20 protein-coding genes and 1 tRNA gene are annotated in these 23,758 nt (G+C 69.9%); 15 read left to right on the top strand and 6 right to left on the bottom strand.

Annotation, left to right across the window (positions count from 1 at the left end):
• Positions 1-81: 81 nt before the first annotated feature.
• Both ACTIFV_RS17005 and ACTIFV_RS17000 read left to right on the top strand, forming a co-directional pair.
• On the top strand, positions 82-1,080 hold the full coding sequence (locus ACTIFV_RS17005; protein ID WP_439593987.1) for a hypothetical protein: 999 nt from the start codon (positions 82-84) through the stop codon (positions 1,078-1,080).
• Between the two features lie 82 nt (positions 1,081-1,162).
• Entirely contained in the window at positions 1,163-1,543 is a 381-nt protein-coding gene (locus ACTIFV_RS17000) for a sulfate permease (RefSeq protein WP_439593986.1), read from the top strand.
• A 401-nt stretch (positions 1,544-1,944) separates the two neighbouring features.
• Here the strand turns inward: ACTIFV_RS17000 and ACTIFV_RS16995 are convergent, their stop codons facing one another.
• A complete protein-coding gene (locus ACTIFV_RS16995) occupies positions 1,945-2,202 on the bottom strand; it encodes a hypothetical protein (protein WP_439593985.1) in 258 nt (85 codons plus the stop codon).
• A gap of 476 nt (positions 2,203-2,678) precedes the next feature.
• On the opposite strand from ACTIFV_RS16995, the gene ACTIFV_RS16990 reads away from it, so the two are divergent.
• The 6 genes from ACTIFV_RS16990 to ACTIFV_RS16965 all read left to right on the top strand — a co-directional run bounded on the left by ACTIFV_RS16990 (position 2,679) and on the right by ACTIFV_RS16965 (position 8,421).
• Positions 2,679-2,754 (top strand) — tRNA-Ala (locus tag ACTIFV_RS16990).
• A 104-nt stretch (positions 2,755-2,858) separates the two neighbouring features.
• Positions 2,859-3,332 (top strand): VOC family protein, encoded by a 474-nt coding sequence (locus tag ACTIFV_RS16985; protein ID WP_439593984.1) that lies wholly within the window; start codon positions 2,859-2,861, stop codon positions 3,330-3,332.
• The gene (locus tag ACTIFV_RS16980) at positions 3,329-4,429 is read left to right on the top strand and encodes a PQQ-dependent sugar dehydrogenase (RefSeq protein WP_439593983.1); all 1,101 of its coding nucleotides are present in this window, start codon (positions 3,329-3,331) and stop codon (positions 4,427-4,429) included. The genes ACTIFV_RS16985 and ACTIFV_RS16980 overlap by 4 nt, the downstream gene beginning before the upstream one ends.
• A 24-nt stretch (positions 4,430-4,453) precedes the next feature.
• Positions 4,454-5,539, top strand: coding sequence for a zinc-binding metallopeptidase family protein (locus tag ACTIFV_RS16975; protein WP_439593982.1), 1,086 nt, complete (start codon positions 4,454-4,456; stop codon positions 5,537-5,539).
• Entirely contained in the window at positions 5,536-7,203 is a 1,668-nt protein-coding gene (locus ACTIFV_RS16970) for an acyl-CoA dehydrogenase family protein (RefSeq protein WP_439593981.1), read from the top strand. Before ACTIFV_RS16975 ends, ACTIFV_RS16970 begins: the two co-directional genes overlap by 4 nt.
• 18 nt (positions 7,204-7,221) lie before the next feature.
• Entirely contained in the window at positions 7,222-8,421 is a 1,200-nt protein-coding gene (locus ACTIFV_RS16965; protein ID WP_439593980.1) for a glycoside hydrolase family 3 N-terminal domain-containing protein, read from the top strand.
• A 1-nt stretch (position 8,422) separates the two neighbouring features.
• On the opposite strand, the gene ACTIFV_RS16960 is transcribed toward ACTIFV_RS16965, so the two are convergent.
• From ACTIFV_RS16960 to ACTIFV_RS16950, 3 genes are read right to left on the bottom strand one after another with little or no spacing between them, the layout of a single operon-like run.
• The gene (locus tag ACTIFV_RS16960) at positions 8,423-9,133 is read right to left on the bottom strand and encodes an SOS response-associated peptidase (RefSeq protein ID WP_439593979.1); all 711 of its coding nucleotides are present in this window, start codon (positions 9,131-9,133) and stop codon (positions 8,423-8,425) included.
• A 9-nt stretch (positions 9,134-9,142) separates the two neighbouring features.
• Entirely contained in the window at positions 9,143-10,198 is a 1,056-nt protein-coding gene (locus tag ACTIFV_RS16955) for an App1 family protein (protein ID WP_439593978.1), read from the bottom strand.
• 11 nt (positions 10,199-10,209) lie between these two features.
• Positions 10,210-10,884 carry a DedA family protein gene (locus tag ACTIFV_RS16950; protein ID WP_439593977.1) on the bottom strand — a complete coding sequence of 225 codons (675 nt, stop codon included), beginning with the start codon at positions 10,882-10,884 and terminating at the stop codon, positions 10,210-10,212.
• Between the two features lie 42 nt (positions 10,885-10,926).
• Here ACTIFV_RS16950 and ACTIFV_RS16945 point away from each other — a divergent pair, with 42 nt between their 5' ends.
• The 5 genes from ACTIFV_RS16945 (at position 10,927) to holA (ending at position 18,986) form a co-directional block, all read left to right on the top strand.
• Positions 10,927-12,228 (top strand): anthranilate synthase component I family protein, encoded by a 1,302-nt coding sequence (locus tag ACTIFV_RS16945; protein WP_439593976.1) that lies wholly within the window; start codon positions 10,927-10,929, stop codon positions 12,226-12,228.
• Positions 12,229-12,318: 90 nt separating this feature from the next.
• Positions 12,319-14,904: a leucine--tRNA ligase gene (gene leuS, locus ACTIFV_RS16940; protein ID WP_439593975.1), complete on the top strand. Its 2,586-nt coding sequence runs from the start codon at positions 12,319-12,321 to the stop codon at positions 14,902-14,904.
• Between the two features lie 90 nt (positions 14,905-14,994).
• A complete protein-coding gene (locus ACTIFV_RS16935; RefSeq protein WP_439593974.1) occupies positions 14,995-15,588 on the top strand; it encodes a helix-hairpin-helix domain-containing protein in 594 nt (197 codons plus the stop codon).
• Complete coding sequence (locus tag ACTIFV_RS16930) at positions 15,588-17,927, top strand: ComEC/Rec2 family competence protein (RefSeq protein ID WP_439593973.1); 2,340 nt, start codon at positions 15,588-15,590, stop codon at positions 17,925-17,927. The genes ACTIFV_RS16935 and ACTIFV_RS16930 overlap by 1 nt, the downstream gene beginning before the upstream one ends.
• Positions 17,928-17,936: 9 nt before the next feature.
• Positions 17,937-18,986 carry a DNA polymerase III subunit delta gene (holA, locus tag ACTIFV_RS16925; protein ID WP_439593972.1) on the top strand — a complete coding sequence of 350 codons (1,050 nt, stop codon included), beginning with the start codon at positions 17,937-17,939 and terminating at the stop codon, positions 18,984-18,986.
• 607 nt (positions 18,987-19,593) lie between these two features.
• Here the strand turns inward: holA and rpsT are convergent.
• Together rpsT and ACTIFV_RS16915 are read right to left on the bottom strand one after the other, a co-directional pair.
• Positions 19,594-19,854, bottom strand: coding sequence for a 30S ribosomal protein S20 (gene rpsT / locus ACTIFV_RS16920; protein WP_248149587.1), 261 nt, complete (start codon positions 19,852-19,854; stop codon positions 19,594-19,596).
• A 112-nt stretch (positions 19,855-19,966) separates the two neighbouring features.
• Positions 19,967-20,704, bottom strand: a complete 738-nt coding sequence (locus ACTIFV_RS16915; RefSeq protein ID WP_439593971.1) for an alpha/beta fold hydrolase — start codon at positions 20,702-20,704, stop codon at positions 19,967-19,969.
• Positions 20,705-20,744: 40 nt separating this feature from the next.
• Between ACTIFV_RS16915 and ACTIFV_RS16910 the strand changes: the two genes are divergently transcribed.
• Positions 20,745-21,893 (top strand): pyridoxal phosphate-dependent aminotransferase, encoded by a 1,149-nt coding sequence (locus tag ACTIFV_RS16910; RefSeq protein ID WP_439593970.1) that lies wholly within the window; start codon positions 20,745-20,747, stop codon positions 21,891-21,893.
• Positions 21,894-21,905: 12 nt separating this feature from the next.
• Entirely contained in the window at positions 21,906-23,756 is a 1,851-nt protein-coding gene (lepA, locus tag ACTIFV_RS16905) for a translation elongation factor 4 (RefSeq protein WP_439593969.1), read from the top strand.
• Positions 23,757-23,758: the final 2 nt, after the last annotated feature.

Genomic DNA, 23,758 nt, shown 5'->3' with positions numbered 1-23,758 from the left:
CGTCCACAGATGGGAGTAGACTGAAACCGCGCGCACGCGCATGTTCACAGGCGAGTGCGTTTACAGAACCTCGGCTACGCGGTGACCGCTTACCGGGCTCAGGGCATCACGACCGACACCGCGCATGCAGTCATCGAGGCTGGAACGACGCGCGAGAACCTGTACGTCGCGATGACGCGGGGGAGAGCGTCGAATACTGCCTACGTGGTCACATCTCGTCCCGACGACAATCACTCCGCGCGTCATCCCGGCAATCGCGAGGATGCGACGGCCCGCGACGTCCTCATGGGCGTGCTTGGTCATGTGGGAGCCGAACTGTCGGCTCACGAGACGCTCGCCAGCGAGCAGGAGAGCTGGGGGTCGATAGCGCAACTCGCTGCCGAGTACGAGACGATCGCTTCGGCCGCACAACGGCCACGGTGGACGAACCTCGTCCACGCATGTGGACTTCCAGACGCATTGGCCGAGGCCGCGATCGCTTCGGACGCGTTCGGTGCACTGACTGCCGGCCTTCGACGCGCCGAAGCGCTCGGGCACAACGTCGACGCGTTGCTCCCACGCATCGCTTCTGCGCGCGGGTTCGAGGATGCTCAGGATGCCGCGGCCGTGCTCCACGAACGTCTCGAGCGAGTCCTCGCTCAGCCGTCGAGTGGCAGCTCGCGGGGGAGCGGACGCCGGTTGATCGCCGGTCTCATCCCTGCAGCGATGGGCGAGATGGATGCCGAGACGCGGCGTGCCCTCGACGAACGCGCACATCTCATCGAGCAGCGCGCGTCGAAGCTGGTCGAGGCCGCACTTGCGTCGCGAGAGAATTGGATCGCCTCGCTCGGGCGCATACCCGTCGACGCGGCGAGCGCGGGCGCTTGGCGTCGGCAAGCGAGCATCGTCGCGGCCTATCGTGACCGGTACGGCGTTTTCGAGGATGACGTGCTCGGTGCGCCCGCTACATTGTCAAACCAGCGAATGGAAGCTGCGGCCGCAGCAGCGGCGCGTGATCGCGCGCGCTGGCTATCGCGTGGTGCCCCTCCTGCACAGCCTCAGCCGACGCCAGGCCGCTCGCGACCCGTCCACAGCCTGTAGTCAAGGGTTCTATCCGCGCACCAAGATGCGGGCGTACCCTAAGCGCAGCACCAGCCCCACGCCTGAAGGAGAGGCCTGGACCATGTTCCAACTGCTCATCGCATTCGTGAGTCGCATCTACGCGTTCTTTCAGCAGAGCATGCCGACGAACATCCTGATCCGCGCCACACACACGCGCCGCGGGCTCAAATGGGGCGTGCCCGCGATGCTACTTGCCGTCGTCTACATCGTGATCGCCGCCGCACTCGCGCAGTGGGTGGCCGGCGGCGCACCGGGATGGATCAACCTGCTCGTGCTGCTGTGCCTCTGGAACGCGCTCAAGTTCTTCGTGAATGGGCCGATCGCCGCCGTCCGGCTGGCGCGCGTCCGTGCGCGCGAACGGCGCCACCGGAACGAGAGGCTCGCGGCGCAGCCTCCGGCGATGTCAGTGCACTCTAGAGCGGGGGCGTCAGAGGCGGGCTGAACAAGCCGGCGCTCGATTCAGAGACGGTAGTCGGGCATTGGTGCGTGCCGGTCACTGAGCATCACGGGCTGGACCATCGGCCCATCATGGCGATCGGCTCGGTGCGCCGCGAGGCGCGCGGGGAGGACCGTCTTGCGGGCGGTTACCGCGTCGTCCCCTGCGCGGCCCCGCGGCGGTCGCCGCGACACGACGGAGATGACTGCCGTGCCAACCTCAGACTGACCGTGGGCGTCGCCCAAATCAGCCGGTCCGCAGCGGTCGAGGCCAGCGACGCACCGTGACCCCTACCGATTCACGCGCCGCTTTGGGCTGGCTATGCCGCACCGCCAGATCGCTCTAGCCGGAGCGATCGTGCTTTTCCTCACTTCGTGCATTTCTGAGACTTCGACCGGAGAGCTCAACTAGGGGTAGAAGTCTCCGTCTGCGTGGACGATGTGCTTGAAGTTGGCGACCGCTTCGACCGCGTCGTTGAGGACACGAGCCCCCGCCGGATCTCCGTTGCGCACGAGCACAAGCCCGCGTTCAATCTCGTCGCCGAGGTCGCTGCGCGTCGACGGGAGGAAGCGAACGGTCTCCGCGCGGGCGATCAGTTCGCGATCACCTGCAGCGAGGCGCCCGAAGCCGCCAGAGGAGGATTGGTCATCGGTGTCGGCGGTCATGCGGGTGACGCCCCTTCGTCGAGTCCAGCCCACCGTATCCGCATCCGCACGCGGCCGGTGACGCAGCTCCTCATCATGGAGACGGAGAATTGATCAACCCAATCAGTCGAGGCGACTGGGCCCTCTCCCTGAGTCGTAGCAACGGATCGAACGCGCTCGCTGAGGGATCCGCTCGTGCGTGGGTGGGGTGCCGGTCGCGGTAGTGCGGCTCGCCGCCTCCGGAGTCGCTTTCGCCTCGTTGTGCTCCCTGCTGGACTGGGCGTCGTTTGGTCGGTCCAACTTCTTCGGTCCGAAGCAGCGACAACTCGCCGTCCCACTCGAGTTGTAGTCATTTAGTCGACGGTTCAGACACCTCGAGATTGCTCGAGGGCTCTCCAGAACCTTCGAACGCCGATCACGTATGCTGGAGATCACCACCGCTGGAGTGAGGCCGAAGGGCATATTCCCGGGTGTTTTGGGTACACGCGAGACCAAACGGGCCTGTGGCGCAGCTGGTAGCGCACCTGCATGGCATGCAGGGGGTCAGGGGTTCGAGTCCCCTCAGGTCCACCACGTGAAAGCCGCGAGAGATCGCGGCTTTTCGCGTTCCTGCGAGGCTCTTGACCACGATGCATCGCCGGGTGAGGCTGGAGACCCCGACGCTCGAGGAGCCCGCCATGACCGAGGTCACCCCATTCCTGTGGTTCGACAGCGGCGCCGAGGAGGCGATCCGGTTCTACGCAGCGCTGATCCCGGATTCCGGCATCCTGTCGATGTCGCACTATCCGGACGGCGTGCCGAACATGAGCGGCAAGGTCATGCACGCGCAGTTCCGCCTCGCGGGGCGGGAGTACTACGCGATGGATGCCGGGCCCCAGTTCCCCTTCACCGAGGCGATCTCGCTCTACGTCTCGTGCGCGGACCAGGCCGAGGTCGATCGATACTGGGCGGCGCTCACCGACGGCGGCGAGGAGCAGCCCTGCGGCTGGCTCAAGGATCGCTGGGGCCTCTCGTGGCAGGTCATCCCCGACCGCCTCATCGAACTCATCCGCGATCCCGATCCCGAGCGCGCACATCGCGCCGTGCAGGCGATGCTCCGCATGCGCAAGATCGACATCGCGGCGGTCGAGGCGGCGGCGGCCGCGGAGTGAAGCTCGCCAAGGCGTCCGCAGCGGTCGTGCTGGCGATGCTGATGACGGGATGCGCCGCCCAGGCGCCTCGCGATCCCGTCCCGACCTCGGCGGCGCCGTCCGCCTCGACCGATGCCGGAACCACGCGCAGTGGTGCGTGGTCGATCGGGGGAGAGCCGACCACGCTCGCGCGCCGGCTCGCCGCGCCGTGGTCGGTCGTTCCCCTCGACGGCGGGGGAGCCCTCGTCTCGGAACGCGACAGCGGGCTCATCCGCGAGCTCACCCCGAACGGGGCACTCCGCGAAGCGGGGGTCGTCCCCGGTGTCGTGTCCGGTGGCGAGTCGGGGCTGCATGGACTCGCACGTCACGACGAGTGGCTGTACGCCTACCTCGGCGCCGAGTCGGACAACCGGGTCGTCCGGATGCCGCTCACCGGCGAGGCGGGCTCGATCTCGCTGGGTGAGCCGGAAGTGATCCTCTCCGGGATCCCGCGCAACAGGACGCACAACGGCGGACGCATCGCGTTCGGCCCGGACGGCTTCCTCTACATCGCGACGGGCGACGCGCAGGACCGGGATGCCGCGCAGGATCCGGCATCCCTCGGCGGGAAGATCCTGCGTGTCACCGCGGAAGGCGATCCCGCGCCGGACAACCCCTTCGAGTCGGCCGTGTACTCGCTCGGCCATCGCAATGTGCAAGGGCTCGCGTGGACGGCCGACGGTGAGCTGTGGGCCAGCGAGTTCGGCCAGGACACGTGGGACGAGCTCAATCGGATCGAGCCGGGCGGCAACTACGGCTGGCCGATCGTCGAGGGGCAGGTGAACGACGAGCGCTATCTGGATCCGCTCCTCCAATGGTCGCCGTCCGAAGCGAGCCCGAGCGGCATCGCGGCCGTCGGCGACACGGTGTTCGTCGCGGGTCTGCGCGGCGAACGGCTGTGGGCCGTCGACACCGCCACGGGCGCGGCGGTCGTCGCGTTCGCGGGTCAGGGACGGTTGCGGGATGCCCTGGCCGCGCCGGATGGGAGCCTCTGGGTCCTGACGAACAACACCGACGGCCGCGGAGCGCCGCGCGAAGGCGACGACGTCCTGCTGCGGCTTCCTCTCGCTCCCGCGTGAGGTCGGGAGCGCTACGGTGAGACCGTGAGCTCTCAGCCCCGCTGCCCGCACTGTCGCGCGTTCGTCTATCTCGACGCCCTGATCTGCCCGAACTGCACCGCAGAGCTGGGCTACCACATCCTGACACGGCAGTTCCACGGCATCCGGAACGGCCGTGTCGTCATCGACGGCCAGAACTGGTACACCTGCTCGAACCGCGAATGGGACTGCAACTGGCTGGTCTGGGAGGACGCACCCGCAGGCAGATGCTTCTCGTGCCGGCTCACCCGCACGCGGCCGGCGTCGAACGACACCGTGGCGCTCGAGAAGCTGGTGAAGGTGGAAGAGGCGAAGCGACGGCTGCTCCTGCAGCTCGGCGACCTGGGTCTGCCCATCGTGGGGTGGGACGTGAGGAAGGGCGGACTCGGGTTCGACCTCATCTCGAGTCTCTCCGAGGGCAAGCCGGTCATGATCGGCCATGCCAGCGGCATCATCACGATCGATCTCGCCGAGAGCCTGGACGATCGACGGGAGGCGCTCCGGGTCAAGCTCGGCGAGCCGTACCGCACGATCCTCGGCCATCTGCGGCACGAGGTCGGGCACTACTACCAGAACGTGCTGCTCACCGACGACGAGATGTGGGCGCGCTGTCGCGAGATCTTCGGCGACGAGCGCACCAGCTACAAGGACGCGCTCGCGCGTCACTACAAGTTCGGCGCGCCGGAAGGATGGCATCAGAGCTTCATCTCGGAGTACGCGACGATGCATCCCTGGGAGGACTTCGCCGAGACGTTCGCCCACTACCTGCACATCACCGGGACACTGCAGACCGCGGCGGCCATCGGCATCCATCTCGATGCCGCCGTCACCAGCATGCGCGACACCGACGTGATCCCGCGCGAGTCCTACGAGAACGAGCCGATCCAGCGACTGCTCACCGACTGGGGATGGATGTCGCAGGCCTTCAACCGCATCAACCGCGCCATGGGGTTCGGCGACCTGTACCCGTTCGACCTCGTCGAGCCCGTGCGGCGCAAGCTCGCGTTCATGCACGACATCGTCACGAAGGCGCCTCTCACGATCGACGAGCAGTATGCCCTCGCCCTGGCCGTTCAGGAGGAGCCGACATGATCGGGCGCGGTCAGCGCGTCATCGGCGCGTCGACGCACTACGTCGAGAATCAGCCCCCCTGGCGTCGTGACATCGACGAGTTCGGACTCAATACGCCGCTCGTCGGCGCCGTCGACGCCTTCGGAGCACCGTGGGCGCGGGGCGATCTGCACGAGGTCGGCGCTCTCGTCGGCTCGGATGCGTTCCAGCGCGACGCCGTACTCGCGAACACGCACGCGCCCGTCGCGTGGCCCCACGATCGATGGGGATTCCGGCTCGACGAAGTCGAATACGACCCGTCCTACCACCGCATCCTCGGCGCGGCCGTCGCGCACGGTGCGCACACGTCGGCGTGGGCCGACCCGCGGCCCGGCGCGGGCGTCGCACGGGCGGCCACCTTCATGCTCTTCTCACAGGTCGAGCCCGGGCATGCATGCCCCATCTCGATGACCCACGCGGCGGTGGCGTCGATCCAGGACGCCCCGCGGGTGGCGGACGAATGGATGCCCCGGCTGCTGTCACGGGAGTACGAGCCGCGGCTGCTGCCGAATGAGGAGAAGCGCAGCGCGCTCATCGGCATGGCGATGACCGAGAAGCAGGGCGGCTCCGACGTGCGCGCCGGCACGACCGTGGGCGTGCACATGGGCGGGCACACGTATCAGATCACGGGGCACAAGTGGTTTTGCTCCGCGCCGATGTCCGACGGCTTCCTCGTGCTGGCGCACACCCGGCGCGGAGCCGTCGACGAGGGACTCACCTGCCTTTTCGTCCCGCGCATGCTCGCACGCGGGATGCGGAACGTGTTCCGCATCCAGAAGCTGAAGGACAAGCTCGGCAACCGCTCGAACGCGTCGGCCGAGGTCGAGTTCGACGGCACCGTCGGGTTCCTCGTCGGCGAGCCCGGCCGCGGTGTCCCCGCCATCATCGAGATGGTGCAGCGCACGCGGCTCGACTGCGTACTGGGCAGCGCGGCGGGGATGCGACAGTCCGTCGCCGAGGCGGTGTGGCACGCGCGGGGCCGCGCGGCGTTCGAGGATCTCCTCGTCGACCAGCCGGCGATGACCGCGGTGCTCGCCGATCTCGCTCTCGAGTCCGAAGCGGCGATGCTGACCGGCCTGCGCCTGGCACAGCTCTTCGAAGCCGAGGCATCGGATCGCGACATCGCATTGCGACGACTCGCGACGCCGGTGTCGAAGTACTGGGTCACCAAGCGCGGCCCGCACCACGCGTACGAAGCGCTCGAGTGCCTCGGCGGCAACGGCTACACCGAGACCTTCCCGCTCGCGCGGCGCTATCGCGAGCAGCCGGTCATGGCGATCTGGGAGGGCTCGGGCAACGTCATCGCGCTCGATGTGATCCGCGCGCTGACGAAGGACACCGCGTCCGCCGATGCCTTCGCCGACGAACTCGCGACGACGACGGGGGCCTCCGCCGTGCTGGATCGCCACGTCGAGCGCACGTTCGCGCTGCTGGGCACCCTGAGCTCCGACCCGGAGCCGCAGTCGCAGGCCCGGCGGGTCAGCGAGGCTCTCGCGCTCGGGTTCGAGGCATCCCTCATGCTGCGGTTCGCGCCCACGATCGATGCCGAAGCCTTCATCGCGGCGCGTCTCGGCGAGGACCGTGCTGCGCAGTACGGTGTGCTGCCGACGGGGACGGATGCGGCAGCCATCGTCGCGCGTCACTGAACTCCGTAGGCTGGGGGAGTGCGAACACCGTTCCGCTGGACGATCGCGGGTGTCATCGGCGTCGCCCTGATCGTAGGCGCCGCGGCACCGGCGACCGCTGAGCCCGCCGATGCACCCGAGCCGCAGGGAACGGTCGTCGTGCAGGCGGCCGCAGACGAGGCATTCGCAGCCGAGGCGTCCCGCCGCGTCGCGGCGATGTCGACTCGGGAGCGTGCGGCGACCGTCGTGATGGGCCACGTTCCGACCGCGGATCCCGCTGCTCTTTCCGGTTACATGCAGGCGACGGGCATCGGGGGGTTCATCCTCATGGGCGCCAACGTGCCGGGCTCGGAGGACGCACTGCGCGCTGTCACCGCGGCTCTCACCACCGATCCCGCGCTGCCGCCGCTCATCGCGATCGACCAGGAGGGCGGCGATGTCTCGCGCCTGCCGTGGGATGCGTTCCCGTCGGCGGTGACGCTCAAGGGGCAACCCGCGGCCGCAGCACAGGAGGCCTTCGCGGGCCGCGCGGCTCTCGTGCAGCGGGCCGGGATCGGCGTGAATTTCGGCGTCGTCGCCGACACGACCTCCGACCCCTCGATGTTCATCTACCGTCGTGCGCTGGGCACGAGTCCCGACGCCGCGGCCGAGCGGGTGTCCGCCGCCGTCGCCGGCGAGGGATCCGAGGCCGCCTCGACGCTCAAGCACTTCCCGGGGCACGGCTCGGCGCCCGGCGACTCGCATGCGGGCATCCCGGTGTCATCCCTCACGCTCGACGCGTGGGCGGCGACGGATGCCGCGCCCTTCGCCGCCGGGATCGACGCGGGCGCACCGCTCCTGATGTTCGGCCACCTGTCGTTCCCCGCGGTCGACGCGGCTCCGGCGACGCTCTCGGCCGAATGGCATCGGATCGCACGCGAAGAGCTCGGGTTCACCGGGGTGAGCGTCACCGACGACCTCGGCATGCTGCAGGCATCCGGGAATCCCGCGTACGCGGATCCGACCGCGAACGCGGTGGCCGCCATCGCCGCGGGGAGCGACATGGTGCTGGCCGTCGTCTATTCCAGCGCCGAGACGGCGCCGCGCATGGTCGACGGCATCGCGGCGGCGGCCGATGCCGGGACCATCCCCCCGGAGCGGCTCGAAGAGGCGGCGACACGGGTCATGGCCCTGCGTCTGCAGCTCGCGGCCGACGGCCGGGGACTCGTTCCCTGCGCTGACTGCGCCCCGGTGGGCTGAGCTACTCGGCCGGCTCGATCAGCTCGGGGGAGTTGTTGCGCACATTGCCGACGGCCCTCGACACGACATGGTCTTCCAGCGTCTCGGCGACCAAGGGGGCCGCGTCGATCGCGGCGTCCAGTACATCCCGCACATTCTCGGTCGTGGGGTCGAGCCACGCGTCGGCGTGATCGGCATCGACGAACAGCGGCATGCGATCGTGGATCGAGCCCAGCCTGCCGATCGAGTCGCGGGTGAGGATCGTGAAGCTCAGGAGCCATCTGTCGTCGGCGTCCTCGGGCTTCGAGGGATCCTTCCACCATTCGTAGAGCCCCGCGAAGAAGAGCGGCGCGTCATCGGCGGAGTGGATGTAGTGCGGGATCTTGCCGTCATCCGTCGTCTTCCACTCGTAGTAGCCGGATGCCGGCACGACCGCTCGTCTCTTCTGCAGCGCGCCGCGGAACATGGGCTTGTCTTCGAGCTCTTCGGATCGGGCATTGAACGCCCGCGCGCCGATCTTGGGGTCTTTCGCCCAGGCGGGGACGAGACCCCAGCGGGCGGGCTCGAGCCGTCGCGTCGGGGGCTCGGACTTCGCGGAGTCGAGCACGATCGCGACCCGGCTCGTGGGCGCGATGTTGTACGACGGCTCGGGCAGGTCATCGCCCTCGACGTCGACCCTCAGCACGCCGACGAGATCGGATCCGGCACTGGCCACGACGAAGCGTCCGCACATGCGGCCAGCCTACGCGCGGCCTCCGACGTCGGCGGTGATGACCCCGACGGCCTCGAGCCGCTCGAGGAGCGCCGCGCCGTCGTCACCGGTGACCCACGGGACCTCGGCGGCGGAGTGGTCGTTCACGGCCGTGCGTCCGCCGGCGAGGACCGCCTCAGTGGGGGAGAGCCGGCGGATCGCGACGGCGGTGACATTGCCCGGGTGCTCGCTCGTGAAGGTCGTGTACAGCTCGTCGTCGTGCTGACCGTCGTCGCCGATCAGGAGCCATTTGACGTCGGGGAACTCGCGCGCGAGTCGGCGCAGATTCTCGGCCTTGTGCGCTTTGCCGCTGCGGAACCACCGATCGTGGGTCGGACCCCAGTCGGTGAGCAGCATCGCGCCCGGCGGGAAGAGGTGACGGCGCAGGAAGCGGTTGAGTGTCGGGGCGATGTTCCAGGCGCCCGTCGAGAGGTAGACGAGGGGCGACCCGGGGTTGTCGCGGATGAGTCGTTCGGTCAGCACAGCCATGCCCGGCACGGGCTGACGCGCGTGCTCATCGATGACGAATGAGTTCCAGGCCGCGATGAGTGGGCGGGGCAGCGCCGTCACCATGACCGTGTCGTCGACGTCCGACACGACGCCGAACCGGACGTCGGGTCCGACGACGAAGACGCGGGACTCGACGGGCTCGCTGTGCTCGACCGACATCGTGAACGTCTGCCATCCCGGTTCGAGCGCCGCGGGGATCACCGCGTCGATGACGCCGCCGCGATCGGAGACGACGTCGTGCGTCACCTCGCCGATCGTGATCCGCACCTGCGCGTAGCCGACGGGTACCGAGGCGAAGCTGCGCCACCCGCGCACCGAGGCGTATTCACCCGTGCCGCGGAGCTTGACGGGCGGCACGATCATCGCGCGGCCGAGTACCCGCACCCAGTCGGTCCCGGCGTAGCCGGGGAAGGGAGTGACGGTCGGCTTGAGCCCGCGGGCCCGAGCGCGTCGCTCGCGCCATGTGTGGAAGCGGTATTCGAGTCGCGCGAGCCACAGCACCTTCGTGCGCGCAGGAGCAGCGGTGGTCTCGGGCATCGGATCCAGTCTTACACGTCCGAGGGAGTGGTACCGGCCTCGTGCTCCGCGGCGTCGAGATGCTTGCGCTCCGACCGCTCGATGAGCTTCTTCGCCACGAAGACGCCGACGAGGAACAGGACGATGATGGCGACGAAGATGTACGCGGCGTAGTGCAGCTGATCGGCCAGCTCGCGGTACGTGCCGGCGGCGAGGGCCGAGACGCTGATGTACAGCGCGGCCCACACGACGCACGCGGGAGTCGTCCATGCGAGGAATCTCCGGTACGAGTAGTTGCTCATGCCGACGGTGAGGGGAACGAGCGAGTGCAGCACGGGCAGGAACCGCGAGAGGAAGATGGCCGGTCCGCCCCGACGCTGCAGGTAACGTTCGGCGCGATCCCAGTTCGGGCGTCCGAGTCTGCGTCCGAGACGCGAATCGCGGATGCGGGGCCCGAGCACCCGACCGAGCCAGAAGCCGATGCTCTCCCCGATGAGCGCGCCGATCACGACGGCGACGCCCAGGAGCACACCCTCGAGCGGCGAGGCGACCGCCGTGCCGGCGACGATGACGATCGTGTCGCCGGGAACGACGAGGCCGACCAGCACGCTGGTCTCGAGCATCATCGCGAGGCCCGCCACGAGCGTGCGCACGAGCGGGTCGACGCTCTGGACGGTGTCCAGCAGCCACGACAGGATCTCGTTCACGCTCCGAGCCTAGAGGGGCTTCCTCCGCTCTAGCCTGGAACCATGTCCGAGTCCCTCGTCTGCGTCGCCCTCGACGCGTGGCGGGATCCGGCATCCGTCCACGATGTCTTCGCTGCGCGCAGCGAAGACAGCTTCTGGCTCGACGCAGGCCCCGACGCAGAGACGGGCTGGAGCTGGGTCGGCGAAGGCCGCGTCGAGCACGACCCGGCACGCGTGCGAGCTGTGCGCTGCGCGACGGGCTCGACTGGTCTCGAGGGCGGACGATTCCGAGGCGGGTGGGTCGGATGGCTCGGGTACGAGGACGCCGCGGCCCGCGCCGGTGCGCCGACGGTCCCTGCAGACGCGGCCGCGCCGCAGGTCGCCTGGCTGCGGGCACTGCGCTTCGTCGCCTTCGACCACGCCGCGCAGGTCGCGTGGGCGTTCGCACCGCCGCACGAGATCGAGGACTTCCGCGCCGATGTGCACGAGGCTGCGGCCGCGCTCGCGGCTCCGCCCGCGGAGGCACGGGGGGACGCCGTCGCCCGGCACCGTCCCGCGGAGTACGCCGCGCTCATCGAGCGCTGTCGGGACGCCATCCGGGAAGGTGATGCCTACCAGCTCTGTCTCACGACGCGCTTCGAGGTGAACGGGCCGATCGACGCAGGGGACGCCTATCGGCGCCTGCGCCGAGCGACGCCCGCACACCACGGGGGGATCGTCCGCAGGGAGGGCGTCGCACTCGCGAGCGCGAGCCCGGAGCGCTTCCTCGAGGTCGAGGGAGGCGTCGTGCGCACCCGACCCATCAAGGGCACGCGACCGAGGGGGCGGGAGGCGGCCGATGATGCGGCGCTCGCGCGCGAGCTGCGCGAGAACGAGAAGGAGCGCGCCGAGAACGTCATGATCGTCGATCTCATGCGCAACGACCTGTCGCGCGTGTGCGTGCCCGGATCGGTCTGCGTCGACGCTCTTCTGCAGGTCGAGTCGTACCCCGCCGTGCACCAGCTCGTCTCGACCGTGTCGGGCGCGATCGTGCCGGGCACGACGGTGGGGCAGCTCCTCGATGCCACCTTCCCGGCGGGCAGCATGACGGGGGCTCCCAAGCTGTCGGCCATGACGATCCTGCAGCGGCTCGAACGCGGGCCGCGCGGGGTGTTCGCGGGATGCTTCGGCTGGGTCGGCGACGACGGCGCACTGGACCTCGCGATGGTGATCCGATCCATCGTCGTGCACCCCGGAGGCGCCTACGTCGGAGCGGGCGGCGGGATCACGTGGAGATCGGATGCCGCGGCCGAGGTCAGAGAGGTCGGGGTCAAGGCTCGCGGTCCGCTCGCAGCCCTGGGAGCCACGCTGCCCCACGGCTGGTGAGGCGCCGGTCCGGTAACCTGGAAGGCGGTGCCCGCTTCGCCCGACCGGCGATGGGCGGCGCCCCCGCCATTCCACGATTGGTCCTTCCCCGTGAGTCAGACTTCTTCGCCCGACACCGCTGTGCCCGCTGACGGCTACGACGCGTACGCCATCCAGCAGAAGTGGCAGGCGCGCTGGGCGCAGGACGACCCTTTCCGCGCCGGCGGCGACGACGACACGCGCCCGCGCAAGTACGTGCTCGGCATGTTCCCCTATCCCTCCGGCGATCTGCACATGGGCCACGCCGAGAACTACGCTTACGTCGACATCGTGGCCCGGTTCTGGCGGCACCGCGGCTACAACGTGCTCAACCCGATCGGGTGGGACTCGTTCGGCCTGCCGGCCGAGAACGCCGCGATCCAGCGCGGGGCGGACCCGCGTGAATGGACCTACGCGAACATCGAGAAGCACAAGAAGAGCTTCCGCGAGTACGGCTCGTCGTACGACTGGTCCCGCATCCTGCACACGAGCGATCCCGAGTACTATCGCTGGAACCAGTGGCTGTTCCAGCGGCTGCTCGAGCGCGGCCTCGCGTACCGCAAGGCGAGCCCCGTCAACTGGTGCCCGAACGACCAGACGGTCCTCGCGAACGAGCAGGTCGTCGACGGCCACTGCGAGCGCTGCGGCGCCGAGGTGACGAAGAAGAACCTGACGCAGTGGTACTTCAAGATCACGGAGTACGCCGACCGCCTGCTCGACGACCTCAACCAGCTCGAGGGCTTCTGGCCGCAGAAGGTCATCCGGATGCAGCGCAACTGGATCGGCCGCTCCATCGGCGCCGACATCGACTTCGAGATCGAAGGCCGTGACGAGAAGGTCACCGTCTTCTCGACGCGGCCCGACACGCTGCACGGCGCGACGTTCTTCGTCGTCGCGCCCGACAGCGACCTGGCCGCCGAGCTCGTCGCGGGGTCGGACGCCGAAGTCCGGATGCGCTTCCAGGCGTACCTCGAGCAGGTCCGCAAGGAGTCCGACATCGAGCGCCAGAGCACCGACCGCCCGAAGACGGGCGTGTTCCTCGGTCGCTACGCCATCAACCCGGTCAACGGCGACCGCCTGCCGATCTGGGCCGCCGACTACGTCCTCGCCGACTACGGGCACGGCGCCGTCATGGCGGTCCCGGCGCACGACCAGCGCGACCTCGACTTCGCCCGCGCGTTCGATCTGCCGGTCAAGGTGGTCGTCGACACGACGGCGCCGATCACGGGTGCGATCCCCGTCATCGAGCTCGACGAGCAGGGCGTTCCCATCGATCCGGGTGCGGACGAGGCATCCATCCACGACCTCGAGCCGTCGAAGACGGGCGTCGCCCTCACGGGCGAGGGGCGCATGATCAACTCCGGCGCGCTCGACGGCCTGTCCAAGCGCAATGCCATAGCCCGGATGATCGAGCAGCTCACGGCGGCCGGCACGGGCCGCGCGGCGAAGTCGTTCCGCCTGCGCGACTGGCTCATCTCGCGCCAGCGGTTCTGGGGTACGCCGATCCCCGTCGTCCACACCGAGGACGGCCGCATCGTTCCCGTGCCCGACGATCAGCTGCCGCTCGAGCTCCCCGACGCCGTGGGCCTCGACCTCAAGCCGAAGGGCACGTCGCCCCTCGGCGGGGCGACCGAGTGGATGCAGACCGTCGACCCCGAGACGGGCGACCCCGCGCTGCGCGACCCCGACACGATGGACACGTTCGTCGACAGCTCGTGGTACTTCCTGCGGTTCCTCAACCCGGGTGACCCGACCAAGGCGTTCTCGACGCGCGAGGCCGACCGGTGGGCTCCCGTCGATTCGTACATCGGCGGCGTCGAGCACGCGATCCTGCACCTGCTGTATGCGCGCTTCATCACGAAGGTGCTCTTCGACATGGGCCTCATCGAGTTCACCGAGCCCTTCTCCAGCCTCATCAACCAGGGGATGGTGCTGCTGGGCGGCTCCAAGATGTCCAAGAGCAAGGGCAACCTCGTCGAGTTCGAGGCGAGCATGAAGGATCCGGGGGCGGATGCATCGCGGGTCGCGATCACGTTCGCCGGACCGGTCGAGGACGACATCAACTGGGAGGACGTCTCGACGACGGGTGCCCAGAAGTTCCTCGCCCGCGCCTGGCGTGTCGCGAGCGACGTCACGAGCGATCCCGACGTGATCTGGGCCGAGGGGGACATCGCCCTGCGTCGCGTGACGCACCGTCTGCTCGCGGACGTCTCGGGTCTCATCGAGCAGAACAAGTTCAACGTCGTCGTCGCGCGCCTCATGGAGCTCGTCAACGCCACGCGCAAGGTCATCGACACGGGTGCGGGAGCAGCCGATCCCGCTGTGCGCGAAGCCGCCGAGGTGACGGCGATGGTGCTCGACCTCTTCGCGCCGCACACCGCCGAGGAGATGTGGGAGATCCTCGGGTACGACGGATTCGTCGGTCTCGTGCCATGGCGTCAGGCCGATCCGATGCTCCTCGTCGAGGAGTCGGTGACGGCCGTCGTGCAGATCGACGGCAAGGTGCGCGCCACCCTCGACGTGCCCGCGCGCATCGGGTCGGACGAGCTCGAGAAGCTCGCACGCACGGACGAGCGCGTGCTGCGCTCGCTCGCAGACCGAGAGATCGTGCGGGCGATCGTCCGAGCTCCGAAGGTGGTGAGCTTCAGCACCCGCTGAGTCTCCTCCCCAGCGTCGCCCGGCGTCGCGTCATCCCCGGGCTGGTCATCGCACGGCATCCCGCGTTCCCCGCGCTCGTAGCGTGGGCGCGTGACACCGGACGAACCCGCTGAGCGCCCCGCCTCGCCCCTTCGACGCCTCGGTCTCGGCGCCGCGGTCGTCGCGGTTCTCGTCGTGCTGGCGGTGACGGTCGGAATCGGCGTGCTGCGGGGTGCGACGACGCCCGTCGAGGCGGTCACGGTCGACGCGGGCCCCGCGGAGCCTACCTCTGCAGGGCTCCACGTGCACGTGGCCGGCGCGGTCGCGGCGCCCGGGCTGTACGTGCTGGGCGCCGATGCACGCGTCGTCGATGCGATCGCGGCGGCGGGCGGGCTGCTCGACGGAGCCGCACGCGATGCCGTGAACCTCGCGCGACCGCTGAGCGACGGCGAGCAGCTGCTCGTGCCCGTCGCCGGTGAGGCACCGCCCGCGGGTCCGGCCGCAGCCTCGGACGGACGCGTGAATCTGAACACCGCGGATGCCGCGGCCCTCGACACACTCCCTCGGATCGGCCCGGCCCTTGCGCAGCGCATCATCGACTGGCGTGACGAGAACGGCCGCTTCACGAGTGTCGAGGATCTTCTCGCCGTGCCCGGCATCGGCGACAAGATGCTCGACGGGCTGCGCGAGCTCGTGACGATCTGATGTTCCGGCGCGGCCTCCATCTCGTGCCCGTCGTCGCGGTGGCGTGGGCGACGGCGTTCTTCGCGACGCAAGCCCCCGATGCCGCACCCGGTCTCGCCGCAGGTGGCTGGGCGCTCGCACTGTGCGGGCTGGCGGCGACGGCCGTACCCCGGTGGCGACGTCCGGCGCTGCTGCGAGCGGTCGTCGTCGTCGCGCTGGCCTGCGCCGCGGGCGGGGCCGCGGCATCCCACGTCGCCTTCGCGCAGCCCGCTCGCGTGCAGGCGTCGTCCCTCGGCGTCGACGGCGGTCGCGCGATCGAGGCCATCGTGAGCGTCGTCGGCAAGATCGAGCAGCGCTCCGACGGCTCGATCGGATTCGATGCGATCGCGTCGCGGTTCACGACCGGATCGCATGCGACGGCCGTGCGCGTCGAGGTGACGGTCGTGGTCGACCCGGCGCGCGTCGAGGCGCCGCCGGGAGCGCTCGACGTCGGTTCGACCGTGGTGGTCCGGGGCACCGCGGCGCCGGGCTGGCCGGGCGACCGCGCCGTGCTCGCGCTGCGCGCGTCGCGCGGGATCACGGTCGATGCCGCGCCCACCGGTGTGCTCGCCGTCACGGCGGGACTGCGTCAGGGGCTGGTGGCTGCGATCGACGGACTCCCCGGGCCGGGTGCCGGCCTCGTCCCCGGGCTCGCGGTCGGCGACACCTCGGCCGTGGATCCGGCACTGGATGCCGCGATGAAGCGCTCGTCGCTGTCGCACCTGACGGCCGTCTCGGGTGCCAACTGCGCGCTCGTGGTCGGCCTCGCCTTCGCGGGCGCGGCCGCGATGGGCGCCGGTCGGCGGCTGCGCGTCGTGGTCGGGCTCGCGGCTCTCGCGGGGTTCGTGCTGCTCGTGACCCCCGAGCCGAGCGTCGTGCGGGCGGGCGCGATGGCCGCGATCGCCATGGGCGGGCTCCTGCTCGGGCGCCCGGGCATCGGCACGGCGGTGCTCTGCCTCGCCGTCGCAGCGCTGCTGATCGCCGATCCTTGGCTCGCCGGGTCCCTCGGCTTCGCGCTCTCCGCCGCCGCGACCGCGTCCCTCCTGCTGTTCGCACGCCCACTGGCCGACGGTCTCGCACGCCGGCTGCCGCGCGCGCTCGCACTCGGGCTGTCGATTCCGCTGGCCGCCCAACTCGCCTGCGGGCCGCTGCTCATCCTCATCGAGCCGTCCGTGCCGGTCTACGGCGTGGTGGCGAATCTGCTGGCCGCCCCCGCTGCCCCGCTCGCGACCGTGATCGGGCTCGCCGCCTGTCTCGCGGCGCCCGTGCCCGTGCTCCAGGCCGGTCTGGCGGGCCTCGCCTGGGTACCGGCATCCTGGATCGCCACGACGGCGACGACCGTCACCCACCTGCCGGGGGACCTCGTGCCATGGGTCGACGGCTGGCCGGGATTCGCACTGCTCGCTGCCGTCGGGATCGCGATCGGCCTGCTCGTGGCGCTGCCCCGGCGGCGTACGACGGCGCGGGTCGTGTCGGGGCTCGTCGTGGCGGTCACGATCGGGGTGGTCGGCGGTGGTGCCGCGTTGGCCGGCGTCGCCGGTCGGTGGACGATCCCCGGAGAGTGGAGCATCATCGCGTGCGACGTCGGGCAGGGGGATGCCGTCCTCCTTCGATCGGAGGGTGCGGTCGCGCTCGTCGACACCGGGCCGTCGGCGGCGCCGCTGAGAGCGTGCCTCGATCGCGTGGGCGTGGACCGCATCCAGCTTCTCGTGCTGACGCATTTCGATCTGGACCATGTGGGCGGACTCGACGCCGTCCGGGGCCGCGTCGACGTCGTGATGCACGGGCCCACGGCATCGCGAGCAGACGAGCTGCTCCTCGCGCCGTTCTCCGCGGACGGAGCCCGCGTCGTCGCGGCCGAAGAGGGCATGCAGGGCGCGCTGGGCGAAGCGCACTGGCGCGTGCTCTGGCCCCGGGGGCGGAGCCGCGCGTTCCCGAGCGGCAACGACGCCAGCGTCGTGTTGGACGTCCGCGGTGGAGGGATCCCGCCCACGCTGCTCCTGGGAGATCTCTCGGCGTCGCCGCAGGCGGTGCTGACAGCATCCATCGCCCCTCCGTACGCCGTCGTAAAGGTGGCGCACCACGGGAGCGCGGATCAGGATGCCGCGCTGTACGAGACGGTTCGGCCGGCGCTCGCGCTCGTGACGGTGGGCGCCGACAACGACCACGGCCACCCGCGCGACGAGATCCTCGAGGTCCTCACCTCGCTCGGCGCCACGATCGCACGGACGGATGCGGACGGTCTCATCGCGATCTCGACGAGGTCCGACGCCCTCACGGTCTGGCGCGAGCGGGGCCCGCCCGTCGGCGCCGCTCGGTAGGCTGAGAGCATGGCACCGGCTGCGCGACGACCCGCTCGAGGATCGTCCGCGGCCTCCGCTCGCACGGCGATCCCGCAGCTGTCCTGGCGTGACCCGCAGCCGGCCCCCGTCGTTCTCGTGTCCGGCCCAGAAGAGGTCTGCGCGGAGCGCGCGATGTCGGCGCTGCGCGACTATCTGCGCGCCGAGGACGCGAGTCTCGAGGTCTCCGACATCCGTGCTGACGACTACGCCGCGGGCAAGCTCCTGGCCGTCACGTCGCCGTCGCTCTTCGGCGAGCCGCGGCTCGTGCGGGTGTCGGGCGTCGAGAAGTGCTCCGACGCGTTCCTGTCCGAGGCTCTGTCGTATCTCGAGAACCCGCAGGACGGGGCGACGGTCGTCCTGCGGCACACGGGAGCCACCGTGCGCGGGAAGAAGCTGCTCGATGCCGTCAGGTCGGGCACGGGCGGGGGAGTCGAGGTCCCGTGCGCGGCGATCAAGCGCGACTCCGACAAGTTCGACTTCGCGGCGGGGGAGTTCCGCGCGGCGCAGAAGCGCATCGCGCCGACCGCGCTGCGCACGCTCGTCTCGGCGTTCTCCGACGATGTGACCGAGCTCGCCGCCGCGTGCCAGCAGCTCATCGCCGACGTGCCGGGCGACGTGACCGATCAGGTCGTCGAGCGCTACTACGGCGGGCGTGTCGAGACTTCTGCCTTCACCGTCGCCGACACCGCGATCGCGGGTCGCTACGGTGACGCGCTGGTCGCGCTGCGTCACACCCTCGCATCGGGCACCGATCCGGTGCCGCTCGTCGCGGCGATCGCGATGAAGCTGCGCACCATGGCACGTGTCGCGGGCAGCCGCGAATCCCGCACCGCACTCGCGTCGCGACTGGGGCTCAAGGACTGGCAGGTCGACATCGCCCGTCGCGACCTCTCGGGCTGGAACGAGACGTCGCTGGGCATGGCGATCCAGGCGGCCGCCCAGGCGGATGTCGACGTCAAGGGCGGTTCCCGCGATTCCGTCTTCGCGCTCGAGCGACTCATCACCGTCATCGCGACACGCGCTCCGTACGGCGCCTGACGCGCCGGGCACGCGCGGGGATCGCGGCACCGCGGGTGCCCGGCTCGACGTTCGGTCGCGCTCTCGCGCGCCTTCGTCGTCCGGTCGGCGGTGCGGATCGAGGGTGCAGGAGCGGGCCGAGGCTCGGGCGGTGACGGGCTGGGTGGGGAAGCCACGCACCCAGTCGGGAGGCATGGCCGGCTAGGGGAGGGTGGGCGGATCGGGCCCAGTCGGCGGCGCCGCGTGTTCGGTCGGAGGATCGGCCTTCGGTAGGAGGATCGGGCGCTAATCGTCCGACCGAACGGCGATTCTCCGACGGTGAGCCGGCGCAAAGCGTCACCACGACGCGAGCGCGTCGCGATCGTGGCGCGGCCGCAGCGCTGCGTGTTCGGTCGGAGAATCGGCCTTCGGTCGGAGGATCGGGCGCGAATCGTCCGACCGAACGGCGATTCTCCGACGGAAACGCATGCGCAGAGCGCGACGCTGACCGCTCCCGCGCGCACTCGCGCGCGCGCCTGAGTTGGAGCCCCGCGTCGTGGCTCAGCGCTTGGCGCCCGACACGTCAGGCGGGCAAAGCGGAAGCCCGCCCCCTCGGGAGGGGACGGGCTTCAGCGGAAAGCGATGCGGCTCAGAGAGCGGCGACCTGCTTGGCGATGGCCGACTTGCGGTTCGCGGCCTGGTTCTCGTGGATGACGCCCTTGCTCACGGCCTTGTCGAGCTTCTTGGTCGCGGTCGCGAGCGCCTTCTCGGCAGCTGCCTTGTCGCCGGCGGCGACGGCCTCGCGGGTGCGACGGATCTCGGTCTTGAGCTGGCTCTTCACGGCCTTGTTGCGCTCGTGCGCCTTCTCGTTGGTCTTGTTGCGCTTGATCTGCGACTTGATGTTGGCCACGCTGAATGGTCCTTCGTATGAGTGTTGATGTGGATTTGTCGCGTTACGGGTAGAGGGGCCGCTCGCGACGTCGTGCGGAGGTGGGACCCCACACGCAAGCCAAACACCGAGTCTACCAGTTACCGTCGGGCGCCCGAGAATCGAGCGTCGCGATCGCGACGTCGAGCAGGGCGTTGAAGACGCGCGGCCGCATCGCCGTCACGAGATGCGTCGTCCGGGGGACCACGATCAGCTCCGCATGCTGCGCGACCCGCAGGAACAGTCTCTCGTTGACGCGCAGCTGGTCGTACTGGCCGTTGATGAACCACAGCGGCACGTCGATCCGGTGGAGTGCCGCGAGCAGGTCGAGCACCGACAGGCTCTTGAGTGCGATGTCCTGTGTGTCGAACGCGTAGCCGCCCGCGCCGAAGTCGGCCCGCGTCTCGGGCGGGAGCGTCGCGTCGAGCACGCGGTTCGTCAGCCACATGCCTCGGTCGGGCAGCGCATCGAACCGCCGGGCGAGGGCTCGATACGTCGCGAGTCCGATGCCGCGCGGAACAGCGGTGCAGGATGCCGCGATGAAGCCCGCCACCGGCGGCGGGTCGGTCGCGCCGACGTAGTCGATGCAGACGAGGCCGCCCATCGAGTGGCCGGACAGCAGCACGGGGCCGCGGGTCGCGGCATCCCGCACCGCCCCGTCGATCGTCTCGAGCGCGCCGGCGAGGGTGAATTCCTCGCTCATGCGCGAGCCGTGGCCCGGCAGATCGACCGCGGTCACGCCGATGCCGCGCGCTTCGAGATGCGCCACCTGCGCGCGCCACATCGTCGCAGACGTGCGGATGCCGTGCACGAGCACGACCTGCACGACCATGCCTCCAAACTACCCAGCGCGGCCGACGTAGCATCGACGCATGCCCGAGATCGCCGCCCACGTCGAACGGATGCCGGGGTCCGGTGTGCGGCACATCCTCGAGCGCGCGCTCCGGCGGCCGGGCACGATCATCCTCGCGGTCGGCGAGCCGGGCGAGGTCGCCGGCGCCGAGACCCGCGCAGCCGGCGCCGATGCATGGACGGCGGGCGACATCCGGTACGCGCCCAACGGCTGCATCCTTCCCCTTCGCGAGGCGATCGCGACGAAGCTCGCGCGCGAGAACGACCTGCACGTGGACGTCGAGCAGGTGTGGGTCACGGTCGGGGCGACCCAGGCGCTGCACATGGCGCTCGCTCTCACGCTCGCGCGCGGCGACGAGGTGCTGGTGCCCGATCCGGGCTACACGACCTTCACGATGAACGCTCATCTGCTGCAGGCGACGCCGGTGCCGTACACGCTTCGTCCGGAGCGAGGGTTCCAGCCCGACATCGAGGAACTCGAGGCGCTCATCACTCGCCGCACTCGAGTCCTCATCGTCAACACGCCCTCGAACCCGCTCGGGTCCACCTTCGATCGCGCGACCGTCGAGGCGCTGCTCGACGTGGCCCGCCGGCACGACCTGTGGGTCGTCAGCGACGAGGTGTACGAGCGCTTCACCTATGGCACGCCGCACGCGAGCCCGGCCGCGCTGGACCGCGACAACCGCGTGCTGAGCGTCTTCTCGATGTCGAAGACGTACGCGATGACGGGAGCCCGAGTCGGCTGGCTCGTCGTGCCGCCGGGATGGCGTCCGACGATGCTCCGCGTGCAGGAGTCGCTCGTCAGCTGCATCGACCCGCCGGCCCAGCGCGCCGCCCTCGCGGCCCTCACGGGGGACCAGGCCACTGTCGAACAGGCGAAGCGCCACTACCGCGACAACCTGTCGGCGGCGACGGCGGAACTCGACGCGCGCGGCATCCGGTACCTCCCGCCGACCGGCGCCTTCTACCTGTGGCTCGACGTCTCGCACGTGTCGGGCGGGGACGTCGGAGCGTGGTGCGAGTCCTTCCTGGACGAGCAGGGCGTCGCCGTCGCGCCCGGCACGGCTTTCGGCGCCTCGGGCGAGGGATGGATCCGCGTCTGCGTCGCGAGCGATCGGGAGTCGCTCCTCGAGGGCCTCCGGCGGATTCCCGCACCCCGACGCCGGTAGACTCGAGAGGATATGTCACCGCGCGCCCTGAAGCCTCTCGAGCCGTCGGCCACCCCGCCCGAGCTGATCCGCAACTTCTGCATCATCGCCCACATCGACCACGGCAAGTCGACGCTGGCCGACCGCATGCTCCAGATCACCGGCGTCGTCGCCGACCGCGACATGCGCGCGCAGTACCTCGACCGCATGGATATCGAGCGCGAGCGCGGCATCACGATCAAGTCGCAGGCCGTGCGCATGCCGTGGGCGACGGATGCCACGACTTTCGCGCTCAACATGATCGACACGCCCGGGCACGTCGACTTCACGTACGAGGTGTCGCGCTCGCTCGCCGCGTGCGAAGGCGCGATCCTGCTCGTGGACGCCGCGCAGGGCATCGAGGCGCAGACCCTCGCGAACCTCTACCTCGCGCTCGAGAACGACCTGCACATCATCCCGGTCCTCAACAAGATCGACCTGCCGGCCGCGGACCCCGACCGCTTCGCGAAGGAGCTCGCCAACCTCATCGGCGGCGATCCCGATGACGTGCTCCGCGTGAGCGGCAAGACGGGCGTCGGCGTCGAGGAGCTGCTCGACCGCATCGTCGAGCAGATCCCGCCTCCCAAGGGGGACGCGGATGCTCCGGCCCGCGCGATGATCTTCGACTCGGTCTACGACTCGTACCGCGGTGTGGTCACCTACGTCCGCATGGTCGACGGCAAGCTCGAGCCGCGCGAGCGCATCCAGATGATGTCGACGAAGGCGACGCACGAGCTCCTCGAGATCGGCGTGTCGAGCCCGGAGCCCGTGCCCACGAAGGGCCTCGGCGTGGGCGAGGTGGGCTATCTCATCACGGGCGTCAAGGACGTGCGCCAGTCCAAGGTCGGCGACACGATCACGAACTCCCGCAAGCCCGCCTCCGACGCCCTCGCCGGGTACACCGACCCGAAGCCCATGGTCTTCTCGGGGGTCTACCCGATCGACGGCAGCGACTTCAGCGTCCTGCGCGAAGCCCTCGACAAGCTCAAGCTGTCCGACGCCTCTCTGCAGTACGAGCCCGAGACCTCCGTCGCGCTCGGCTTCGGCTTCCGGTGCGGCTTCCTCGGGCTGCTGCACCTCGAGATCATCACGGAGCGTCTCGCGCGCGAGTTCGACCTCGACCTCATCACGACGGCGCCGTCGGTCATCTACGAAGTGCTGACCGACACGGGCCAGCAGATCACCGTCACGAACCCGAGCGAGTACCCCGACGGGCGCGTCGCGTCGGTGACGGAGCCCATGGTCAAGGCCGCGATCCTGCTGCCGAAGGACTACGTCGGCACCGTCATGGAACTCTGCCAGGGGCGCCGCGGGCAGCTGCTCGGCATGGAGTACTTCAGCGAGGAGCGCGTCGAGCTGCGCTACAACATGCCGCTCGGCGAGATCGTCTTCGACTTCTTCGATCAGCTGAAGTCGCGCACGCAGGGCTACGCGAGCCTCGACTACGAGCCCAGCGGGCAGCAGGAGGCCGATCTCGTGAAGGTCGACATCCTGCTGCAGGGGGACAAGGTGGATGCCTTCAGCTCGATCGTCCACCGCGACAAGGCCTACGCGTACGGCCAGATGATGACCGAGCGCCTGCGCAAGCTCATCCCGCGCCAGCAGTTCGAGGTGCCGATCCAGGCCGCGATCGGCGCGCGGATCATCGCGCGCGAGTCGATCCGGGCGATGCGCAAGGACGTCCTGGCGAAGTGCTACGGCGGTGACATCACGCGCAAGCGCAAGCTGCTCGAGAAGCAGAAGGAGGGCAAGAAGCGCATGAAGATGGTCGGACGCGTGGAAGTCCCTCAGGAAGCCTTCATCGCGGCGCTCTCGGGCGACGTCGAGGGCAAGGGCGCCAAGTAGGC

This window comes from Microbacterium sp., from assembly GCF_051860965.1.
GTDB lineage: Bacteria > Actinomycetota > Actinomycetes > Actinomycetales > Microbacteriaceae > Microbacterium.
The sequence above is the reverse complement of the archived record's forward strand: the minus strand, read 5'-3'. Positions and strand labels throughout refer to the sequence as shown.

Bases quoted from the DNA above. Each gene is read 5' to 3' on its own strand.
- ACTIFV_RS17000 (WP_439593986.1), top strand. From the start codon at position 1,163: ATGTTCCAACTGCTCATCGCATTCGTGAGTCGCATCTACGCGTTCTTT.
- ACTIFV_RS16995 (WP_439593985.1), bottom strand. From the start codon at position 2,202: ATGACCGCCGACACCGATGACCAATCCTCCTCTGGCGGCTTCGGGCGC.
- ACTIFV_RS16985 (WP_439593984.1), top strand. From the start codon at position 2,859: ATGACCGAGGTCACCCCATTCCTGTGGTTCGACAGCGGCGCCGAGGAG.
- ACTIFV_RS16970 (WP_439593981.1), top strand. From the start codon at position 5,536: ATGATCGGGCGCGGTCAGCGCGTCATCGGCGCGTCGACGCACTACGTC.
- ACTIFV_RS16960 (WP_439593979.1), bottom strand. From the start codon at position 9,133: ATGTGCGGACGCTTCGTCGTGGCCAGTGCCGGATCCGATCTCGTCGGC.
- ACTIFV_RS16955 (WP_439593978.1), bottom strand. From the start codon at position 10,198: ATGCCCGAGACCACCGCTGCTCCTGCGCGCACGAAGGTGCTGTGGCTC.
- ACTIFV_RS16945 (WP_439593976.1), top strand. From the start codon at position 10,927: ATGTCCGAGTCCCTCGTCTGCGTCGCCCTCGACGCGTGGCGGGATCCG.
- ACTIFV_RS16930 (WP_439593973.1), top strand. From the start codon at position 15,588: ATGTTCCGGCGCGGCCTCCATCTCGTGCCCGTCGTCGCGGTGGCGTGG.
- holA (WP_439593972.1), top strand. From the start codon at position 17,937: ATGGCACCGGCTGCGCGACGACCCGCTCGAGGATCGTCCGCGGCCTCC.
- ACTIFV_RS16915 (WP_439593971.1), bottom strand. From the start codon at position 20,704: ATGGTCGTGCAGGTCGTGCTCGTGCACGGCATCCGCACGTCTGCGACG.
- ACTIFV_RS16910 (WP_439593970.1), top strand. From the start codon at position 20,745: ATGCCCGAGATCGCCGCCCACGTCGAACGGATGCCGGGGTCCGGTGTG.
- lepA (WP_439593969.1), top strand. From the start codon at position 21,906: ATGTCACCGCGCGCCCTGAAGCCTCTCGAGCCGTCGGCCACCCCGCCC.